Below are 16,198 nucleotides of genomic sequence, written 5' to 3'. Positions count from 1 at the left end.
TTTGGATAATTAGTATGCATGAAGAATTAGTCGGCGTCGCCGCAAGTCATATAACCAGTGGAGCAGTTACAGCTGCTTTACTAATATTTTTAGCCAGTTATGGTGCTATAATTTCAGAAAAAATTCATAGAACAATTGTTGCAATTTTTGGAGGAGCTCTGATGATAATTGTTGGAATATTTATGGATTTTTATAGTCAGGACTCCGCTATTGGAGCAGTTGATTTTAATACAATCGGCTTGCTTATCGGAATGATGATTATTGTTGGGATTACGAAAGATACAGGCCTTTTTCAATATGTTGCAATTAAATCAGCAAAATTAGCTAAAGGAAACCCTTGGAAGATAATGTTAATGTTTGCAATAATAACAGCTGTTTTTTCTGCTCTTCTTGATAATGTAACAACAGTTATGTTAATGGTTCCAATGACATTGGTTATTGCTGACCATCTTAGAGTAAACCCAATTCCTTTTCTGTTTGTAGAAATATTTATGAGTAATATCGGAGGGACCGCAACGCTTATTGGCGACCCACCAAATATTTTGATTGGTTCTGCTGCAAATCTATCATTTCTTGATTTTGCTTTAAATCTAGCCCCCGTTTCTATAATTATTTTTATAGTTATGATCCCCGTAATAAAATTTTTCTATAAGAAACAAATACAAACCAGCCAAGAGAATATGGACAAGATTATGAAATTAAATGAAAGAGATGGTATCCAAGATGTAGTTTTACTTAAAAAATCATTATTCGTTTTAGCTTTAGTGGTGATTGGTTTCTTTCTACACGGATGGTTACATATGGAAGGGGCTACAATTGCTATTATGGGCGCAGGCTTGCTCTTGCTTCTAGACAATAAAAACCCAGAAAAAGCCTTGCATGAAGTAGAATGGATAACAATATTTTTCTTTATAGGACTTTTTGTAATAATTGGTGGACTTGAACATGTCGGCGTTATTGGATGGGCTGCTGATAAGCTAATCGAAGTAACCAATGGAAGTCTGGCTATAACCGCTATGGCAATGTTGTGGGGAGGGGCAATATTCTCAGCTTTTGTTGATAATATTCCATTCGTTGCAACAATGATTCCGCTAGTTCAAGAAATGCATGTTACTACCTTTACTGAGACAGCACAAATCAATACTATTTGGTGGTCTCTAGCACTTGGTGCTTGCCTTGGTGGAAATGGAACTTTGGTTGGAGCTAGCGCCAATCTGGTGGTAGCCGGAATGGCTGAAAAGTCAGGATACAAAATTGGTTTCATGGACTTTATGAAAATGGGGCTACTTATAATGTTTATTTCAATATTAATATCTACTGTCTATGTTTGGATGAGATATTTGTAGTATATAATTCAAAAAAATATATATAAAATAAAGTCGTACACCCGCCTGCCTCTATTTTTATTCAGCTTCTTTATAAAGAGAAATTATCTTTATAAAAATTTTGATTTAATACAATTCGTTCATGGCATTTTGGGCAGGTATGTACGACTTTATTTTATATATTTAGTAATTTTTTTTCTTGACACAAAGATAGAAAGTGATAAAATACTATAGAGTTAGCACTTGAAGCTAGAGAGTGCTAAAATTATTATTAATTAATTATCAAATGTTAAAGCATTTGTGTTATACCTATGAACTTGAAACCGCTACATGACAATGTTATTGTTAAGCCAGATGCACAAGAAGAAATGACTAAATCCGGTATAGTTTTACCAGGAAACGCTGAGCAGGAAAAACCAGTTCACGGCAAAGTACTAGCTGTAGGGGATGGTCTTTTTTTTGAGAATGGTCAAAAAAAGAAAATGAGCGTTAAAGTAGGAGACAACGTTGTTTTCAAAAAATATTCTCCAGATGAAATTACAGTAGAAGGAGAAGAATATTTGGTAATTAAAGAAAACGATATCGTCGCAATAATAAATTAACAAAAACTCTAAGCACTAAATACTAAATTCTAAACAAGTCTTAAACTCAAAATTCAAAAATTAAAAACTTTTGAATTTAATATTTTAAAAATTTGAATTTATTTAGAATTTAGAAATTATAATTTAGAATTTAATACTTTTATGTCAAAACAAATATTATTTAATGAAGAAGCTCGTTCTAAATTAAAAGCAGGTGTCGACAAGCTTGCAAATACAGTAAAGGTAACACTTGGACCGAAAGGAAGGAACGTTGTCATAGACAAAGGTTTTGGTTCCCCAATTATTACTAAAGACGGAGTATCTGTTGCTCGTGAAGTTGAATTGGAAGATAAAATTGAAAATATTGGAGCAGAGATGGTAAAGGAAGTTGCTTCAAAAACGAATGATACAGCCGGGGATGGAACAACCACCGCAACAGTTCTAGCTCAAGCAATGATAAGTGAAGGACTTAAAATGGTATCATCCGGAGTAGATCCAATAGAAATTAGAAAAGGAATAGAGGAAAAAGTTTCCAGGATGGTCGCTGAACTGAAAAAAGTAAGTAAAAGTATTTCAACAAAAGAGGAAATAGCTCAAGTTGGTTCAATTTCAGCCAATGACAAAGAGATTGGAAAGATAATTGCTGAAGCCATGGATTCTGTAGGGAAAGATGGTGTTATCACGGTTGAAGAGGGTCAATCTTTCGGAGTTGAAAAAGAAGTGGTAGAAGGAATGCAACTTGACAAAGGATATATTTCACCATATATGGTTACAAATCCTGAAAAAATGGTTTCAGAATTTACAGATCCATTTATATTATTAACTGACCAAAAGATATCATCAGTTCAACAAGTTTTACCTCTTCTTGAAAAAATGGCTCAAGCCGGAAAGAAGGATCTAGTTATAATCGCTGAGGAAATAGATGGTGAGGCATTAACAACTTTTGTTTTAAATAAACTAAGAGGAACATTTAATGTTCTTGGTATTAAATCTCCAGGCTTTGGTGACAGAAAAAAAGATATGTTAGAAGATCTAGCTATAGTTACGGGAGCTAGAGTAATCGTTGAAGAACTTGGCTTAAAACTTGAAACAGCTGATTTTGACGACTTAGGACAAGCCAGAAAAGTTATTGCTACAAAAGATGAGACAACCATTGTTGAAGGAAAAGGTGAAGAAAAGGATATTAAAAAAAGAGTTGAACAAATCAAAGCTGAAATTGAAGTTGCTGACTCCGATTATGATAGAGAAAAATTAAAAGAAAGATTGGCTAAATTGTCAGGAGGAGTTGCTGTTATAAAAGTAGGAGCTGCCACTGAAGCTGAGATGAAAGAGAAAAAAGATAGAATTGACGATGCCTTGCATGCTACAAGAGCGGCAGTTGAAGAGGGTGTTGTTCCTGGAGGAGGCATGGCACTTTGCTTAGCTGGAAATGCATTTGAAGGGCTAACTGGCACAAAAGAAAAATCAATTGGAGCTAGAATTGTTGATAATGCAATAATTGAACCACTTAAACAAATCGCTGCCAATGCTGGGAAAGATGGTTCATTGGTTCTCTATAATATAATGCGTGAACATAAAGATGGAAAAGTTGGTATTGGCTACAACGCTGCACTGGATAAATTTGAGAATTTATTAGAAGCGGGGATAGTTGATCCAACGAAAGTTGTTAGAAGTGCCCTAGAGAATGCTGCTTCAGCTGCAATCATGTTTCTGAGTACAGAAGCGGTAATAGCCGATAAACCATCAGAAAAAGACGATGGCGGAGGAATGCCGGGTGGAATGGGGATGGGTGGAGGAATGCCGGGGATGATGTAGTTCGACAGGCTCACCACAGGTAGAAAATATATTTTAGATATGAAAAAAGGCGGGTCTGTTGTAGACCTCGCCTTTTTGTTTTTAGGAAGCAATTTTGCAAATAATGTTTTTTTTATCTAGTGGCCTGATAAATTCGTCGCCGTTTTCTAGGAATGATAATCTTTCATCATCATAGAATGTTAGGTGAGTATTTGATTCAGGGAAACTAATAAGGGAAAATTTTACGTCATCCTTTCCTGAAATTTGTTTGACCAGTACGTGCCGTACTCCTGGTTCCAGGTCATTAAAAATAAGATAGTTTCCCTTTCCGTGAAGATTACTTGAAATGCTGAAAAAAATAATCGATAATGCAAATAGAACTGCTATTACCAATAACCCAACATTATTTCCAAATTTATTTAGTTCAAGAATGAAAGCAAAACAAACAAAGGAAAGAGTTAGTAAAACTAATCCTGCAAAAGCTAACCTTTTTACGTTTTTCTTCATGATGTTTCTCCTTTTTTTTGTAATTATATATTCTTTATATATAAATAACAGATTTTCTATGAAAATTCATAGATTTATATGTCCAAAAGTTGTTGGACCAAGAAAACTAAATAATAAAGTTTTTCAAAGAACATCATAATATATCATTAAATTATCATTTTGTCAATCGTTGTTGATTGTCTTAAAATATTGTATAATTGAAATATAAAAATAAACAATAAATATGGAAAATGAAAAGAAAAGCCAATACTTTAATATTTCCTTTTTAACTATCGTGAAGATTTTAGTTGCTCTTCTTTTGTTTTTTGTTTTATATGTGGTTCGTGATATTTTGGCTGTTTTGTTTATATCATTGATTTTGGCTTCAGCACTTGACCCTTGGGTTGATTGGATGCAAGACAGAAAAATACCACGTGGAGTTGGTATTATTACTATTTATCTTTTATTGTTTGGAATAGTGGGTTCAGTTATTTTGCTCGTTATTCCACCGATTACATCTCAAATAACAGAACTTACTTCCCATTACCCACAAATATCTGAAAAACTCTCCTCCGGGTTTACCTTACTTAAAGAATATTCTTTAGGAGCAAATCCCCTTGAAAACATTTTGAGTAGTAAGAATAGTTTCCCTGGGTTTGCGAAAGCTGCTGAAAATATCATCACAGGCGCTATTGATGTTTTTGGTGGTATATTTACTTTCTTTTTGGTTATAGTTGTTACTTTTTATATGGTCGTAGAGGAAGACGCTGTCAAAAAGGTTATTTGGTCAATTGCGCCTGCAAAAAATCAAGTTTATGTGATGCAGCTTATTTCAAGAATGCAAAAGAAAATAGGTCTTTGGTTGCGAGGTCAGATTATACTATCTTTATTAATCTTTACTTTAACCTATATTGGGCTTAGTATTCTGGGGGTCGAGTATGCCCTTGTTTTGGCTATAATTGCAGGCTTAACAGAGTTTATTCCATATTTAGGACCAATGATAGCAGCAATTCCAGCTATGTTCCTTGCATTCACCCAAGGAGGAGCTATCTTCATGGCTTTCGTTGGAATCTTGTATTATATTATTCAGTTAGTAGAAAACAATATTATAGTTCCAAAACTTATGCAAAAAGTTGTTGGGCTAAATCCAATAGTAACCTTGGCTGTTTTAATGATTGGCTTTAAGTTGGCTGGTGTTATAGGGATGGTTCTGTCTATTCCGGTCGCAACTGCAATAAATGTGTTCATAAAGGACATTATCGATAAAAAGGCTTTTAAAAGTGAGTAAAATATGAGCACTAAAATAAATATTGAAAATATTTTAAAGAAGGGGGTTTTATATATGATTCCCTTGTTTTTTTTATTGTTTTCTTTTGGAAGCGAATTCTTTAAATTTTTTGTTTTAGTTTTATTTTTTCCAGCATTAACTCTTTTGTTAATTTATTTTAAAAAATATCCATTGAAAGATAATTTCAAATTCTACACATATGAAAAATTAATAGTATTATTTGTCCTATTGTCCTTTTTTTCTAGCATGCTTTCTCAAAATAAATTCTCAGCATTTTTTGGAGATTTCAATAATCATCTTTTCTCATTTTTAACTATTTTTTTCTCAGTCGTCTTGTTTCTTTTATTAGCTCGAGCAAAAGATTTGTTTTCTTTAAAAGATAAGTTTTTGAAAGTATTTCTTTATTCGAGTATAGGATTGTTTGTATACAAAATAGTTACTTCCTTTATTCCGGCTTTTAATTTTTTTAAATTCACAACTGAAGATTTGATTATTATTGCCTCTCTAAATATATTACTTTTTGCTCCGCTTTTCTTTGGAAATTTTTTCTCAAAGTCTCAGAATAAATTTGTTAAGTATTTTCTTCTACTTCTTTTTTTCTTAATAACCATCGTTTTTCATAAACCTTTATTTTTTATTTTCGCAATTGCTTTTTTAATTCAAGGAATGTTGATTGATAAAAAAATTCTTCTTAGTTCTTTTAGGAAAAGATTTTCACTGCTGATTGTTATCGTCTTCTTTTTTGGAATTATCCTTTCAATCGGCTCAGAAAATGTTTATAAAATAGGAGAGGAAAACTTAAATAGAAGTGCTTCTTTTAAAATTGTTTTATCTTCAATAAAAACTGATTTTTTGTTTGGGGTGGGCCTTGGTTCTTACTCTGATTATTTATCTCTCCATAGACCTTATGAGCTAAATTATGAAGACAATTGGCAACTACGATTCAAAAACTCTCATTCATTTGTTTGCAATCTTCCACCGACTGTCGGTTTTTTGGCTAGTGTCAGTTTTATTCTTTTTCTTGCATTCTTGCTATATATTTCATATAAATCTGCAGTGTTATATAAAAAGAAAGACAATGATTATCAATTTATTTCCAGTCTAGGCGCTTTTGTCTTCGTTGTATTTTTGCCATTCTTAACTATTTTCTCATTCTTGAGTTTTCTTTTGTTCTGGTTTTTTCTGGCCCTTTTCTTAAATAATGTTTTAAGTTCAGGTTACTACAAGAACAGTGGGTTTCTTATACGAAATACTAATAATATTTTTCAAATACTATTTTATTTAGCAGTTTTTATGTGGTTTTTGATTATTGCTTTTAGCGTCAAATTTTTGATTGCTGATGTTTATTCAAAAAATATTAATGAAGAATCAATCCAGAAGGCAATATATTTTAATCCTAGTTTTGAGGAATATCCCATTACTCTTTCCAAAATTTATTTAGAAAGAGCAAAGCTTGAGTTAAAAAATGCAAATAAAGATTACGGAGCAATAGCGAGAGATGTGGACGAGGCGAAAAAGTGGGCTGAAAAAGCTATCGCCATTAATCCTAATTCTGTTATCTCATACGAAACATTGGGTATCATTTATCGAGACATCGCTAATTATTCTTCGAATGGGGAGGTTTTTGCCATAGGACCGCTTGTAAAAGCATTCTCGCTTGAGCCTACAAATCCTGTCCTTGCCACAGAGATTGGAAAGCTATATTTACTTCAAGGTGACAAGGTGAATTGCGAAGCAAGAGAAGGTGCCCTGGGGTGCAACGAGAATGCTTTAAAATATTTTAATATTGCTCACTCTCTGAAGAGTGATTATAGCGATGCTAGCCTTGGTCTCGCAAAAGTTATGATAGTTAACAATAACAACAGGGAAGCAATAGACCTTCTAGAAAAACTTAAAAAAGATGAGTTTAGTAATTCTAAAATTTATTTTGAATTAGGAAGAGCATATTTTAATATGAATAATGATAGACTTGCAATTGAAAATTTCCAAAAATCATTATTGTTTGATTCAAATAATTCGAATGCCCTATACAGTCTTGCTATCACTTATGACAGGATGGGGGATAAGGAATCAGCTTTTCTCTACTATAAAAAAACTCAAGACTTAAATCCTGGGAATCTTGAGTTGATGCAAAAGATTAATGAGTTTGAGTAAAATTTATTGTTATGGATATTGATCAAAATAAAAACTCTTCAAGAAGAAGAGTTTTTATGTTTGTGACCAGGGAGGGCCCGCCTTCGCTAAAGCTACGGACGGGTAAAAATCGAACGGGGTGAACCCCAACAAACCAATCGTAAATGTTTGAATTATTTCCTGTTATTTCTGCTGACAAGCAAAGCTCTCTGAATTCCATACATTTATCACACTTGAGGGTTTTCATCCTTCCACAAAACTCTATCAAAAAACTCTCCAAAAAGGAGAGTATTTTTAATAGTGCCCAGGGAGGGAATCGAACCCTCACTCTATTGCTAGAACGAGATTTTGAGTCTCGCGTGTCTACCAGTTCCACCACCTGGGCGTATTTATCCAATTACAATAAAAAATAGCCATTATTAGCTATCGGATTTTATTATATCAATTTTTAGGAGTTTGTCAAAGCATTTTTATTGTTGTATAATTAGTGTAATAATTTATACAATATGGGAAAAATAATATCAGTCGTGAATCAAAAAGGAGGAGTAGGCAAAACAACAACCTCAGTTAATGTTGGGGCTTATTTAGCGCAACTTGGAAAACATGTCTTAATCGTTGATATTGACCCACAAGCAAATGCCACATCTGGGATAGGTATTGATCATAAACAACTCGATCATGGAATATACGAAGCATTAGTAGGTAATAAAAATATAAGGGATGTTTTAAAAAGGACTATCATTGATAAATTCACTGTTGCACCAGCTACAGCTGCCCTTGCGGGGGCGGGGATCGAGCTTGTTTCAATGGATGATAGAGAATTTATCCTACAAACTTTATTAGAGGAGATTAGGGATGATTATGACTATATTATTATTGATGGACCACCGTCGCTTGGTCTTATGACTATAAACAGTCTGGTTGCCGCTGATGAAATCATTATTCCAATACAAAGTGAATATTATGCACTGGAAGGACTTGGTCAACTATTGGAAACGATTACCTTGGTTAAAGAAAATTTAAAACCAGATTTAAATATAATGGGCGCTGTTATAACTATGTTCGATAAACGAAACAAACTTTCTGGTCTTGTTTTGGATGAAATAAAAAACCATTTTCCAAATAGAGTCTTTAGTACAGTTATTCCTAGAAGTGTAAGATTGGCTGAGGCTCCAAGTTATGGTAAGACCATAATGCATTACGATACGAACTCTCGAGGCGGTCGAGCTTACGAAATGCTTGCACAAGAAATTATTGATATAGAAAATTTTGATATAAAAAAAGAAGGTAAAAAACTCGATGAGCCTGGATCATATTTTGGTGAATAAATAGAAAATAAATAATTATTAATAAAAAATATTATGGTAGGTTTAGGTAGGGGGCTAGACTCCTTGATTCCAAAAAAAGTAAATAAAATCACAACTTCAAGTTCGGGTGACACAGTTGTTAACGTTTCACACCCCGACGAACAACATACAGTGATGCAAGTTAGTCCAGCGGATATCTCTGTAAATCCTTATCAGCCCAGGAGAAGATTCTCAGATGCTCATATAGATGAGTTGGTTGAGTCAATAAAAATATACGGTATAATTCAGCCTTTGATTGTAACCAAAAAAGAAGAAGGTGGATATGAATTAATCGCTGGTGAGCGAAGGTGGCGGTCTGCTAAAAAACTTGGACTAGCTACTGTCCCTGTAATTATTCGGGATGCAGACAAACAGGAAAAATTAGAAATTGCCTTGATTGAAAATATTCAAAGAGAAGATTTGAACCCAATAGAAACAGCAATATCCTATAGAAAATTAGTTGATGAATTTAATTTGACACAAGAAGAATTAGCGGGAAGAGTCTCAAAGTCAAGATCTTCAGTTGCAAATTCACTCCGTCTTCTTAATTTGCCAGAAGAAATTCAAAATGCTTTAAGCGAAGGAAGAATTTCTGAGGGGCATGGAAAAATTATTCTTGGAATGGAAAATGAAGTACAGCAAATGGCTTTGTTTAGAAAAATACTACATGACAATATGTCTGTATCTGATACTTCTTTTGAATCAAAAATTACAAAAACCCCAAGTACAAAAAAAGAAAAACCTGTTAATTTTCAAGATAAAGACAGAGAACTCGTTATAAGAGAATATTTTGGCACCAAGGCTGAAATTAAAAGAAAAGGTTTAGGAGGACAAATTCTTATAGAATTTTATAGCGATGATGAGCTAGAGGAATTTATGAATAAATTGCGATAATCATACATCAAAAAAACACTTAGCAATAAGTGTTTTTTTGATACTCAAATTTATATAGCTAACTTAAAAAGTCCCCTTTGATTGCCTAGCTCAGAATAGAAATATAGCACGTCACCGTCATTATTGATATCTAGGAAATCAATATTGTTTAGTTTTATCAAGTGGTTCGTACTGTGTTTTTCTCTGTTGTCTAGCTCAATAGTGAACAGTGATTCGGCTGTTGAATAAATAATATAATTATTACTTGGATGCCATAAAACATAATTAATCTTATCACTAATCCTAGTTAGGATAGTTTTTTTGAAATTATCTTTTTCATAAATCCATATTTCGAAATCATTATAGTAAACTAGTTTTTCATTGTCGACCCAAAAACTATCTCCTACATTGTTGATTGTTTCCTTGAGTGGGCCAAAATAATCTAGCGGATCAACTAAATTAAGTGTTTTAAACCTTGAGCTATATATATTGATTAAACTATTATTTGTATTAACGAAAACATAGCTATCATCAAAATTTAAGTTTATTTGCCTAATTATTTTTTTATCATCATAAACAATCAAGTAAATATTTTTATTCAACTCTTCAATCGTGTAGATTAAATTATCCTTTATTAGGTAGTCAAATATTTTTTCAGAATTTAGAACAGTTTCTATCCCAACGCTTTTGGAATCAAGTTTAATAAGGCTATTGTTGTTTTGAATATAGACTAGACTGCTATTTGAAAAAGTGACACTTTCAAGATTAATATTCACGAGTGAACTAGATAAATCTTTTGGTTTATTCCAGTCATCAAGAGAAAATAAAAAATAATCAAATAAAATATGATTATTATCGAGCCAGATGATACTATTTGTTAGTTGGTTAGTACTTGAGGCATTTTTTTGATAATTAATAACTTCTTCGTTATCATCGTTGAAAATTTGGTATGTATTTTCAGTGGTATAGGCTATGTATTTTTTATTTAGAGATTGTTTTGAATTTATTATTATAGAAGAAGTTACAGGTTGAGGTAGATTATTTTTGAACATTACAATATCTTCAGCAAATGTTGAACTGCCTGGGTTTATTTCCAGTTTTTTTTCCCATGACCAATATCCATCTTTTTCGAGCTCTACTGTATATTCATCAGGAATAAGACCTTTTATTTTGGCTGGGGTCGTTAAAATGTTTTGATCCTTTGTGCTGTTGAGAGCTTTGGATCTAAGTTTGTTTAGAAATTTTTGTTGAGGTTCGTCGTTAATTATAATTTTCGCTCCGCTGGGCGTTGAATCGATAATGAGCATTCCTGTTTTTTGTAGAAAGTCACCAGAAAAACTAAATTTATATCCTGCTGCATAAAGACTAACAAGGGGAGTTATTGTGACAAAAGCCAAAATAAAAAATAAAAATAAATATTTTCTTGTTTTACTGTTCATATTAGTCTTTAACTCTTTTTATATCTGCACCAAGTGTTCTTAGTCTTTCGTCAATCTTTTCATAGCCTCTATCAATCTGGTAGATATTGTCTATGGTGGTCTCTCCTTCAGCGATAAGACCAGCCAATATCATAGTGATCCCAGCTCTTAGATCAGGAGATGTAAGTTTTTTACCAAAAAGTGGAGTTGGTCCATTGACAACTATTCTATGTGGATCGCACATTATAGAATTGGCTCCCATTTGAGCCAAAAGATCTGTAAATAGGAGTCTTCTGTCATAAATTGTTTCGTGGATTAGGGATGACCCTTGAGCTTGTGTCATTAGTAGAGTGTAGGGGGATTGCAAATCAGTAGGAAAACCAGGATATTCATGAGTTTTTATGCTATATGATTTAAAAGATTCAGTGGGAAATATTCTTAGATAATCAATGCCCGCATCAAACCTAATACCGATTTTATTAAATATATTTAAAAGAATTTCAATATGGTTTGGATTGCATTTTTTGATAGTTAATTCAGCTTTCGTGAGGGCAGCCAAAATAGCAAAAGTTCCAGTTTCAATCCTATCAGGAATAACCTCAAAAGTTCCCGCTGATAGTTTATCTACCCCCTCAATAGACATGATGGGGGTTCCAGCACCACTTATTTTAGCTCCTTGTGTGTTTAGATATTCAGCCAAGGCTGTAATCTCAGGCTCCATAGCACAGTTTTTTATTACACTAACCCCATCTGCCAGAGTAGCAGCCATCATTATACTTTCAGTTCCAGTAACACTAACAGTAGTAAAAAAGTAATCACAAGCTTTAAGTTTTGATGCTTTGATATGATAGAAGCCATCCTTATGTTCTATTTTAGCTCCAAGCGCTAAAAAACCTTCTAAAAATAAATCAATAGGTCTAGAGCCTGCTCCAATAACACAACCTCCAGGATGGGGAAACTTAACTTCACCGAAACGAGCAAGGATGGGTGCGACAAACATTATTGATGCTCGGAATTTGTTTGCTAGCTCTGAACTTAGTTCAATTGTTTTGATATCCTTAAGTTGGATTTCACACGAACTTTTGGAAAGAGTGATTTCTGCTCCTAGGTGTTCCATCATTTCAATCGACCTTTTGATATCCTCAATTTCAGGTAGATTTGTTATTGTAATTTTTTCTTCAGAAAGAATTGAGGCAGGGACAATTTTAAGCGCTGCATTTTTTGCCCCTTTCACGTCTATTTCGCCTGATATTTTTTTGCCACCTTGAATAATGAATTTTTCCATATAAATTATAGTATAAATGTTTAGTTTAATTGAATTTTAACTAATATTTGGTAAAATTGCAAATATAATAAATGGTTTTGTCTTGAAGGGAAATTAAGACAATTGATGCAATTTTTATATTTGTCTATCTTTTTTTAATGTGTTAAAATGAATGAAATGGAAAATGATAAATTAAATAAAACTGAAGATATGGGAATTGATATAAAAAAAGGTTTCTTAAAGAAATCTTTCTTCTTTGTTTTGGTGCTTTTATTAATGAGTGGTTCTTTTTTTGCAGGAATTTATTCGATTAGCAAAAACACCACAATTGAAGAAATAGCCAAGGAAAAGACTGTTTTTGTTGGACAAGTTCTGGGAAAATACAATAAAACAGATGATGGCTTGCTCACTCAGGATGTTGATTTTGATTTATTTTGGGAAGTCTGGGACCAGTTGGAGAAGAAATATGTCGATCAAGGTGAAATAAATGAGAAAAAGCTTTTTTATGGTGCTCTGAAAGGTCTTACTTCAGCTGTTGGTGATCCTTATACGGTTTTTATGGACCCAGTTATATCTAAAAGTTTTCAGGATGATTTGGCTGGAACTTTTGAGGGGATAGGCGCTGAAATTGGTATAAAAAATGATATTTTAACAATCGTTGCTCCTTTACCAGATATGCCTGCAGAAAAATCAGGACTTTTGGCAGGTGATCAGGTCTTTGCGATTAATGGAGAAACGACAATGGGAATTAGTATTGACGAAGCTGTTAATAAAATTAGAGGAGAGAAAGACACTCCGGTAACGCTCACTATATACCGTGAAGATTTCGAAGTCCCAAAAGAAATAGAAATAATTAGAGGAAAGATTTTAGTTTCTAGCGTAAGAACCACTTTGCGAGATGACAATATATTTGTTATTAAAGTTACGAATTTCAATGAAGATACTAAACAAAAATTTGATATAGCTATCGCTGATATTATTAAAGCTGAACCACTTGGTATTATTATTGATCTAAGAAATAATCCAGGAGGTTTTCTCGATACAGCGATAGAGATGTCAAGTGAATGGGTAGAGGATGGAACAGTGGTTATTGAAAAGTTTAGTGAAGACAGAGTAAATCCTTACCTGGCTAGAGGTCGCGCCAGGCTAAAGGATTATAATACTGTTGTTTTAGTCAATCAAGGATCAGCCTCAGCCTCTGAGATCGTTGCAGGTGCCCTGCAAGATACAAATGAAGCAAAGCTTGTTGGTATGCAAACATTTGGTAAAGGTTCAGTTCAAACACTTGAGACCCTCAGTGATGGTTCTTCATTAAAAATTACTGTAGCCAAATGGCTAACACCAAAAGGCAGAAGCATAAATGATGAGGGGATTGCTCCCGATATTCAGGTTGACCTAACATTGGAAGACTATAATAACAATACTGACCCTCAAGTTGAAAAAGCAGTAGAAATATTGTTTGATTATGAAAAGTTTCAAGATATATTTGCAACAAGTACTGAAGAAATAATAGAAGAATAATATGAAAGTCATACTTATAAAAAGTGTCCCAGGCCTAGGTGTTAGAGGGGATGTAAAGGACGTTAAGGAAGGATATGCTAATAATTTTTTATTGTCACAAAAGTTAGCAGAGATTGTCAGCGATAGGAAGGTTAAAAATATACAAGATGACAAGAAAAGAGAGGAAAAAAAGAAGAAAACAGCGATGAAGAGCAAGGATAAGATAGCCTCCAAGATAAATGGAAAATCATTCAAATTCAATCTAAAAGCTGACGAAACAGGAACTTTGTATACAAAACTGAATTCCAAATTTATAGCAGAAAAAGTTAAAAAAGGAGGATATGACATTTTAGAAAAAGATGTTAATTTGCCTTCCCCCATAAAAAAAATAGGTGAGTACGTAGTAGAATTAAGATTAGGAAATACTAAACCAAAAATTAAAATATTAATTAATAAATAGTGAGAAATCTTGCTATTTTTTTATTAAAATATGACTGCAAAACTAAGTGAGAAAAAGAATGACACAAAGTTTATCTTTGTTGTTGGTGGTGTGATGTCTGGCGTTGGTAAAGGTGTAACGACAGCTTCAATCGGAACTATTTTAAAATCAAAAGGTTTCAGGGTGTCAGCGATAAAAATTGACCCCTATATAAACGTAGACGCTGGGACAATGAATCCAGTTGAACATGGCGAAGTTTTTGTAACTGAAGATGGTGATGAAACAGATCAGGATGTTGGAAATTACGAGCGTTTTTTGAATACAAATATTTATAAAGAAAACTACATGACCACTGGTCGTGTTTATCAGACCGTCATCCAAAAAGAAAGAAACTTAGAATATAAAGGAAAATGTGTCGAAGTTGTTCCACATATTCCGATGGAAATCAGAGATAGAATTTATGCTGCAGTTGAGAAATCTGGTGCAGAAATTATGATTATTGAAATTGGCGGGACTGTTGGTGAATATCAAAATATGCTTTTCTTAGAAGCGGCTCGTATGATGAAGCTGTATAATCCTGATGATGTACAATTTGTTATGGTTTCATATCTTCCAATTCCACATTTAATGGGGGAGATGAAAACAAAACCGACTCAACATGCTATTCGGACGCTAAATTCAGCAGGAATTCAGCCAGATTTTATTATTGCTCGTTCAGAGAGACCAGTCGATGATCCCAGAAGAAAGAAAATTGCAATCAACTGTAACATCCATTCAGGGGATGTTATTTCAGCTCCTGATATTGACTCTATCTATGATGTTCCAATCAATTTTGAAAAAGATGGTTTAGGAAATAGAATTCTTGAAAAATTCAAACTAAAAACCAGAAAAAATGACTTGAAAGAATGGACCAAAATGGTCAATATCTCAAAGAATGCGACCAAGGAGGTAAAAGTAGGAATTGTTGGTAAATACTTCGCTACAGGCGATTTTACCTTTTCTGATTCATATATTTCAGTTATTGAGGCTCTAAAACACGCAGGTATTGCTAATAAAACCAAAGTTAAACTAGTTTGGATTGGAACTGATGAAATAGAAAAAAATGGGATAAGAGTCTTGAAGGGCTTAGACGGAATTGTTGTTCCTCAAGGATGGGGAAGTCGTGGTTCAGAAGGGAAAATAAGAACAATTAAATACTGTCGAGAAAATAAAGTTCCATACTTTGGACTTTGTTATGGAATGCAAATGTGTATTATTGAATATGCTAGGAATGTTTTGAAATTAAAAGATGCAAATTCCGAAGAAGCAAATTCAAAAACACCACACCCAGTTATTCATATTATGCCAGAACAAAAAGAACTACTCGCTAAGAAACAATACGGTGGAACTATCCGTCTTGGTGGTTGGCCATGTAAGATTACTCCAGGAACTCATATGGCAAAAGCTTATGCTAAGAAATTTGGCAAAACAATGACTGTTTCAGAGAGACATAGACATAGATATGAATATAACAACGCCTACAGAGAACAACTAGAAACAGCAGGACTCAAAGTAACAGGAACAAGTCCCGATGGAAAAATAGTGGAAGCAGTAGAAATAACCGACCACCCATTCTTTATGGGAACCCAATTCCACCCAGAATACATTTCAAGACCACTGGACCCACACCCTCTTTTTGTGGAGTTTGTGAAGGTGTGCGCTTCGCTTAGTGAAAAGATGAAAGTAAAAAGTAAAAAGTAGGCCCCTTGTCA

General features: G+C 33.5%; 13 protein-coding genes and 1 tRNA gene. 10 read left to right on the top strand and 4 right to left on the bottom strand.

Features of this window, described 5'->3' with window-relative positions:
• Nucleotides 1–14 precede the first annotated feature (14 nt).
• The 3 genes from PF572_02880 to groL all read left to right on the top strand — a co-directional run bounded on the left by PF572_02880 (nt 15) and on the right by groL (nt 3,721).
• The gene (locus PF572_02880) at nt 15–1,346 is read left to right on the top strand and encodes an ArsB/NhaD family transporter (GenBank protein MDA3840009.1); all 1,332 of its coding nucleotides are present in this window, start codon (nt 15–17) and stop codon (nt 1,344–1,346) included.
• 290 nt (nt 1,347–1,636) lie between these two features.
• On the top strand, nt 1,637–1,927 hold the full coding sequence (locus PF572_02875; protein MDA3840008.1) for a co-chaperone GroES: 291 nt from the start codon (nt 1,637–1,639) through the stop codon (nt 1,925–1,927).
• Nucleotides 1,928–2,068: 141 nt separating this feature from the next.
• Nucleotides 2,069–3,721 carry a chaperonin GroEL gene (gene groL, locus PF572_02870; GenBank protein MDA3840007.1) on the top strand — a complete coding sequence of 551 codons (1,653 nt, stop codon included), beginning with the start codon at nt 2,069–2,071 and terminating at the stop codon, nt 3,719–3,721.
• An 81-nt stretch (nt 3,722–3,802) separates the two neighbouring features.
• On the opposite strand, the gene PF572_02865 is transcribed toward groL, so the two are convergent.
• Nucleotides 3,803–4,207, bottom strand: a complete 405-nt coding sequence (locus PF572_02865; protein MDA3840006.1) for a hypothetical protein — start codon at nt 4,205–4,207, stop codon at nt 3,803–3,805.
• A gap of 223 nt (nt 4,208–4,430) precedes the next feature.
• Here PF572_02865 and PF572_02860 point away from each other — a divergent pair, with 223 nt between their 5' ends.
• Together PF572_02860 and PF572_02855 are read left to right on the top strand one after the other, a co-directional pair.
• Nucleotides 4,431–5,474 carry an AI-2E family transporter gene (locus PF572_02860; GenBank protein ID MDA3840005.1) on the top strand — a complete coding sequence of 348 codons (1,044 nt, stop codon included), beginning with the start codon at nt 4,431–4,433 and terminating at the stop codon, nt 5,472–5,474.
• Between the two features lie 3 nt (nt 5,475–5,477).
• Nucleotides 5,478–7,628 carry a hypothetical protein gene (locus PF572_02855; GenBank protein ID MDA3840004.1) on the top strand — a complete coding sequence of 717 codons (2,151 nt, stop codon included), beginning with the start codon at nt 5,478–5,480 and terminating at the stop codon, nt 7,626–7,628.
• A 280-nt stretch (nt 7,629–7,908) separates the two neighbouring features.
• On the opposite strand, the gene PF572_02850 is transcribed toward PF572_02855, so the two are convergent.
• Nucleotides 7,909–7,992: transfer RNA gene (locus PF572_02850), tRNA-Leu, on the bottom strand.
• 121 nt (nt 7,993–8,113) lie between these two features.
• Between PF572_02850 and PF572_02845 the strand changes: the two genes are divergently transcribed.
• Both PF572_02845 and PF572_02840 read left to right on the top strand, forming a co-directional pair.
• Nucleotides 8,114–8,935: a ParA family protein gene (locus tag PF572_02845; protein ID MDA3840003.1), complete on the top strand. Its 822-nt coding sequence runs from the start codon at nt 8,114–8,116 to the stop codon at nt 8,933–8,935.
• Between the two features lie 33 nt (nt 8,936–8,968).
• Nucleotides 8,969–9,847, top strand: a complete 879-nt coding sequence (locus PF572_02840; GenBank protein ID MDA3840002.1) for a ParB/RepB/Spo0J family partition protein — start codon at nt 8,969–8,971, stop codon at nt 9,845–9,847.
• Between the two features lie 50 nt (nt 9,848–9,897).
• Here the strand turns inward: PF572_02840 and PF572_02835 are convergent, their stop codons facing one another.
• Both PF572_02835 and murA read right to left on the bottom strand, forming a co-directional pair.
• Entirely contained in the window at nt 9,898–11,265 is a 1,368-nt protein-coding gene (locus tag PF572_02835; GenBank protein MDA3840001.1) for a hypothetical protein, read from the bottom strand.
• A gap of 1 nt (nt 11,266) precedes the next feature.
• The gene (gene murA, locus PF572_02830) at nt 11,267–12,529 is read right to left on the bottom strand and encodes a UDP-N-acetylglucosamine 1-carboxyvinyltransferase (GenBank protein ID MDA3840000.1); all 1,263 of its coding nucleotides are present in this window, start codon (nt 12,527–12,529) and stop codon (nt 11,267–11,269) included.
• 147 nt (nt 12,530–12,676) lie between these two features.
• Between murA and PF572_02825 the strand changes: the two genes are divergently transcribed.
• The 3 genes from PF572_02825 to PF572_02815 are packed head-to-tail and all read left to right on the top strand — an operon-like array spanning nt 12,677 to nt 16,187.
• The gene (locus tag PF572_02825) at nt 12,677–14,029 is read left to right on the top strand and encodes a S41 family peptidase (GenBank protein MDA3839999.1); all 1,353 of its coding nucleotides are present in this window, start codon (nt 12,677–12,679) and stop codon (nt 14,027–14,029) included.
• 1 nt (nt 14,030) lies between these two features.
• A complete protein-coding gene (gene rplI, locus PF572_02820; protein MDA3839998.1) occupies nt 14,031–14,468 on the top strand; it encodes a 50S ribosomal protein L9 in 438 nt (145 codons plus the stop codon).
• Between the two features lie 30 nt (nt 14,469–14,498).
• Nucleotides 14,499–16,187, top strand: coding sequence for a CTP synthase (locus PF572_02815; protein MDA3839997.1), 1,689 nt, complete (start codon nt 14,499–14,501; stop codon nt 16,185–16,187).
• Nucleotides 16,188–16,198: the final 11 nt, after the last annotated feature.

This window comes from Patescibacteria group bacterium, assembly GCA_027858235.1.
Taxonomy (GTDB): Bacteria; Patescibacteriota; Patescibacteriia; order Patescibacteriales; family BM507; genus BM507.
Note: the sequence above shows the minus strand (reverse complement) of the source record. Positions and strands in the feature narration are given on the sequence as shown.

Bases quoted from the DNA above. Each gene is read 5' to 3' on its own strand.
- PF572_02880 (MDA3840009.1), top strand. From the start codon at position 15: ATGCATGAAGAATTAGTCGGCGTCGCCGCAAGTCATATAACCAGTGGA.
- PF572_02875 (MDA3840008.1), top strand. From the start codon at position 1,637: ATGAACTTGAAACCGCTACATGACAATGTTATTGTTAAGCCAGATGCA.
- groL (MDA3840007.1), top strand. From the start codon at position 2,069: ATGTCAAAACAAATATTATTTAATGAAGAAGCTCGTTCTAAATTAAAA.
- PF572_02865 (MDA3840006.1), bottom strand. From the start codon at position 4,207: ATGAAGAAAAACGTAAAAAGGTTAGCTTTTGCAGGATTAGTTTTACTA.
- PF572_02860 (MDA3840005.1), top strand. From the start codon at position 4,431: ATGGAAAATGAAAAGAAAAGCCAATACTTTAATATTTCCTTTTTAACT.
- PF572_02855 (MDA3840004.1), top strand. From the start codon at position 5,478: ATGAGCACTAAAATAAATATTGAAAATATTTTAAAGAAGGGGGTTTTA.
- PF572_02845 (MDA3840003.1), top strand. From the start codon at position 8,114: ATGGGAAAAATAATATCAGTCGTGAATCAAAAAGGAGGAGTAGGCAAA.
- PF572_02840 (MDA3840002.1), top strand. From the start codon at position 8,969: ATGGTAGGTTTAGGTAGGGGGCTAGACTCCTTGATTCCAAAAAAAGTA.
- PF572_02835 (MDA3840001.1), bottom strand. From the start codon at position 11,265: ATGAACAGTAAAACAAGAAAATATTTATTTTTATTTTTTATTTTGGCT.
- murA (MDA3840000.1), bottom strand. From the start codon at position 12,529: ATGGAAAAATTCATTATTCAAGGTGGCAAAAAAATATCAGGCGAAATA.
- PF572_02825 (MDA3839999.1), top strand. From the start codon at position 12,677: ATGAATGAAATGGAAAATGATAAATTAAATAAAACTGAAGATATGGGA.
- rplI (MDA3839998.1), top strand. From the start codon at position 14,031: ATGAAAGTCATACTTATAAAAAGTGTCCCAGGCCTAGGTGTTAGAGGG.
- PF572_02815 (MDA3839997.1), top strand. From the start codon at position 14,499: ATGACTGCAAAACTAAGTGAGAAAAAGAATGACACAAAGTTTATCTTT.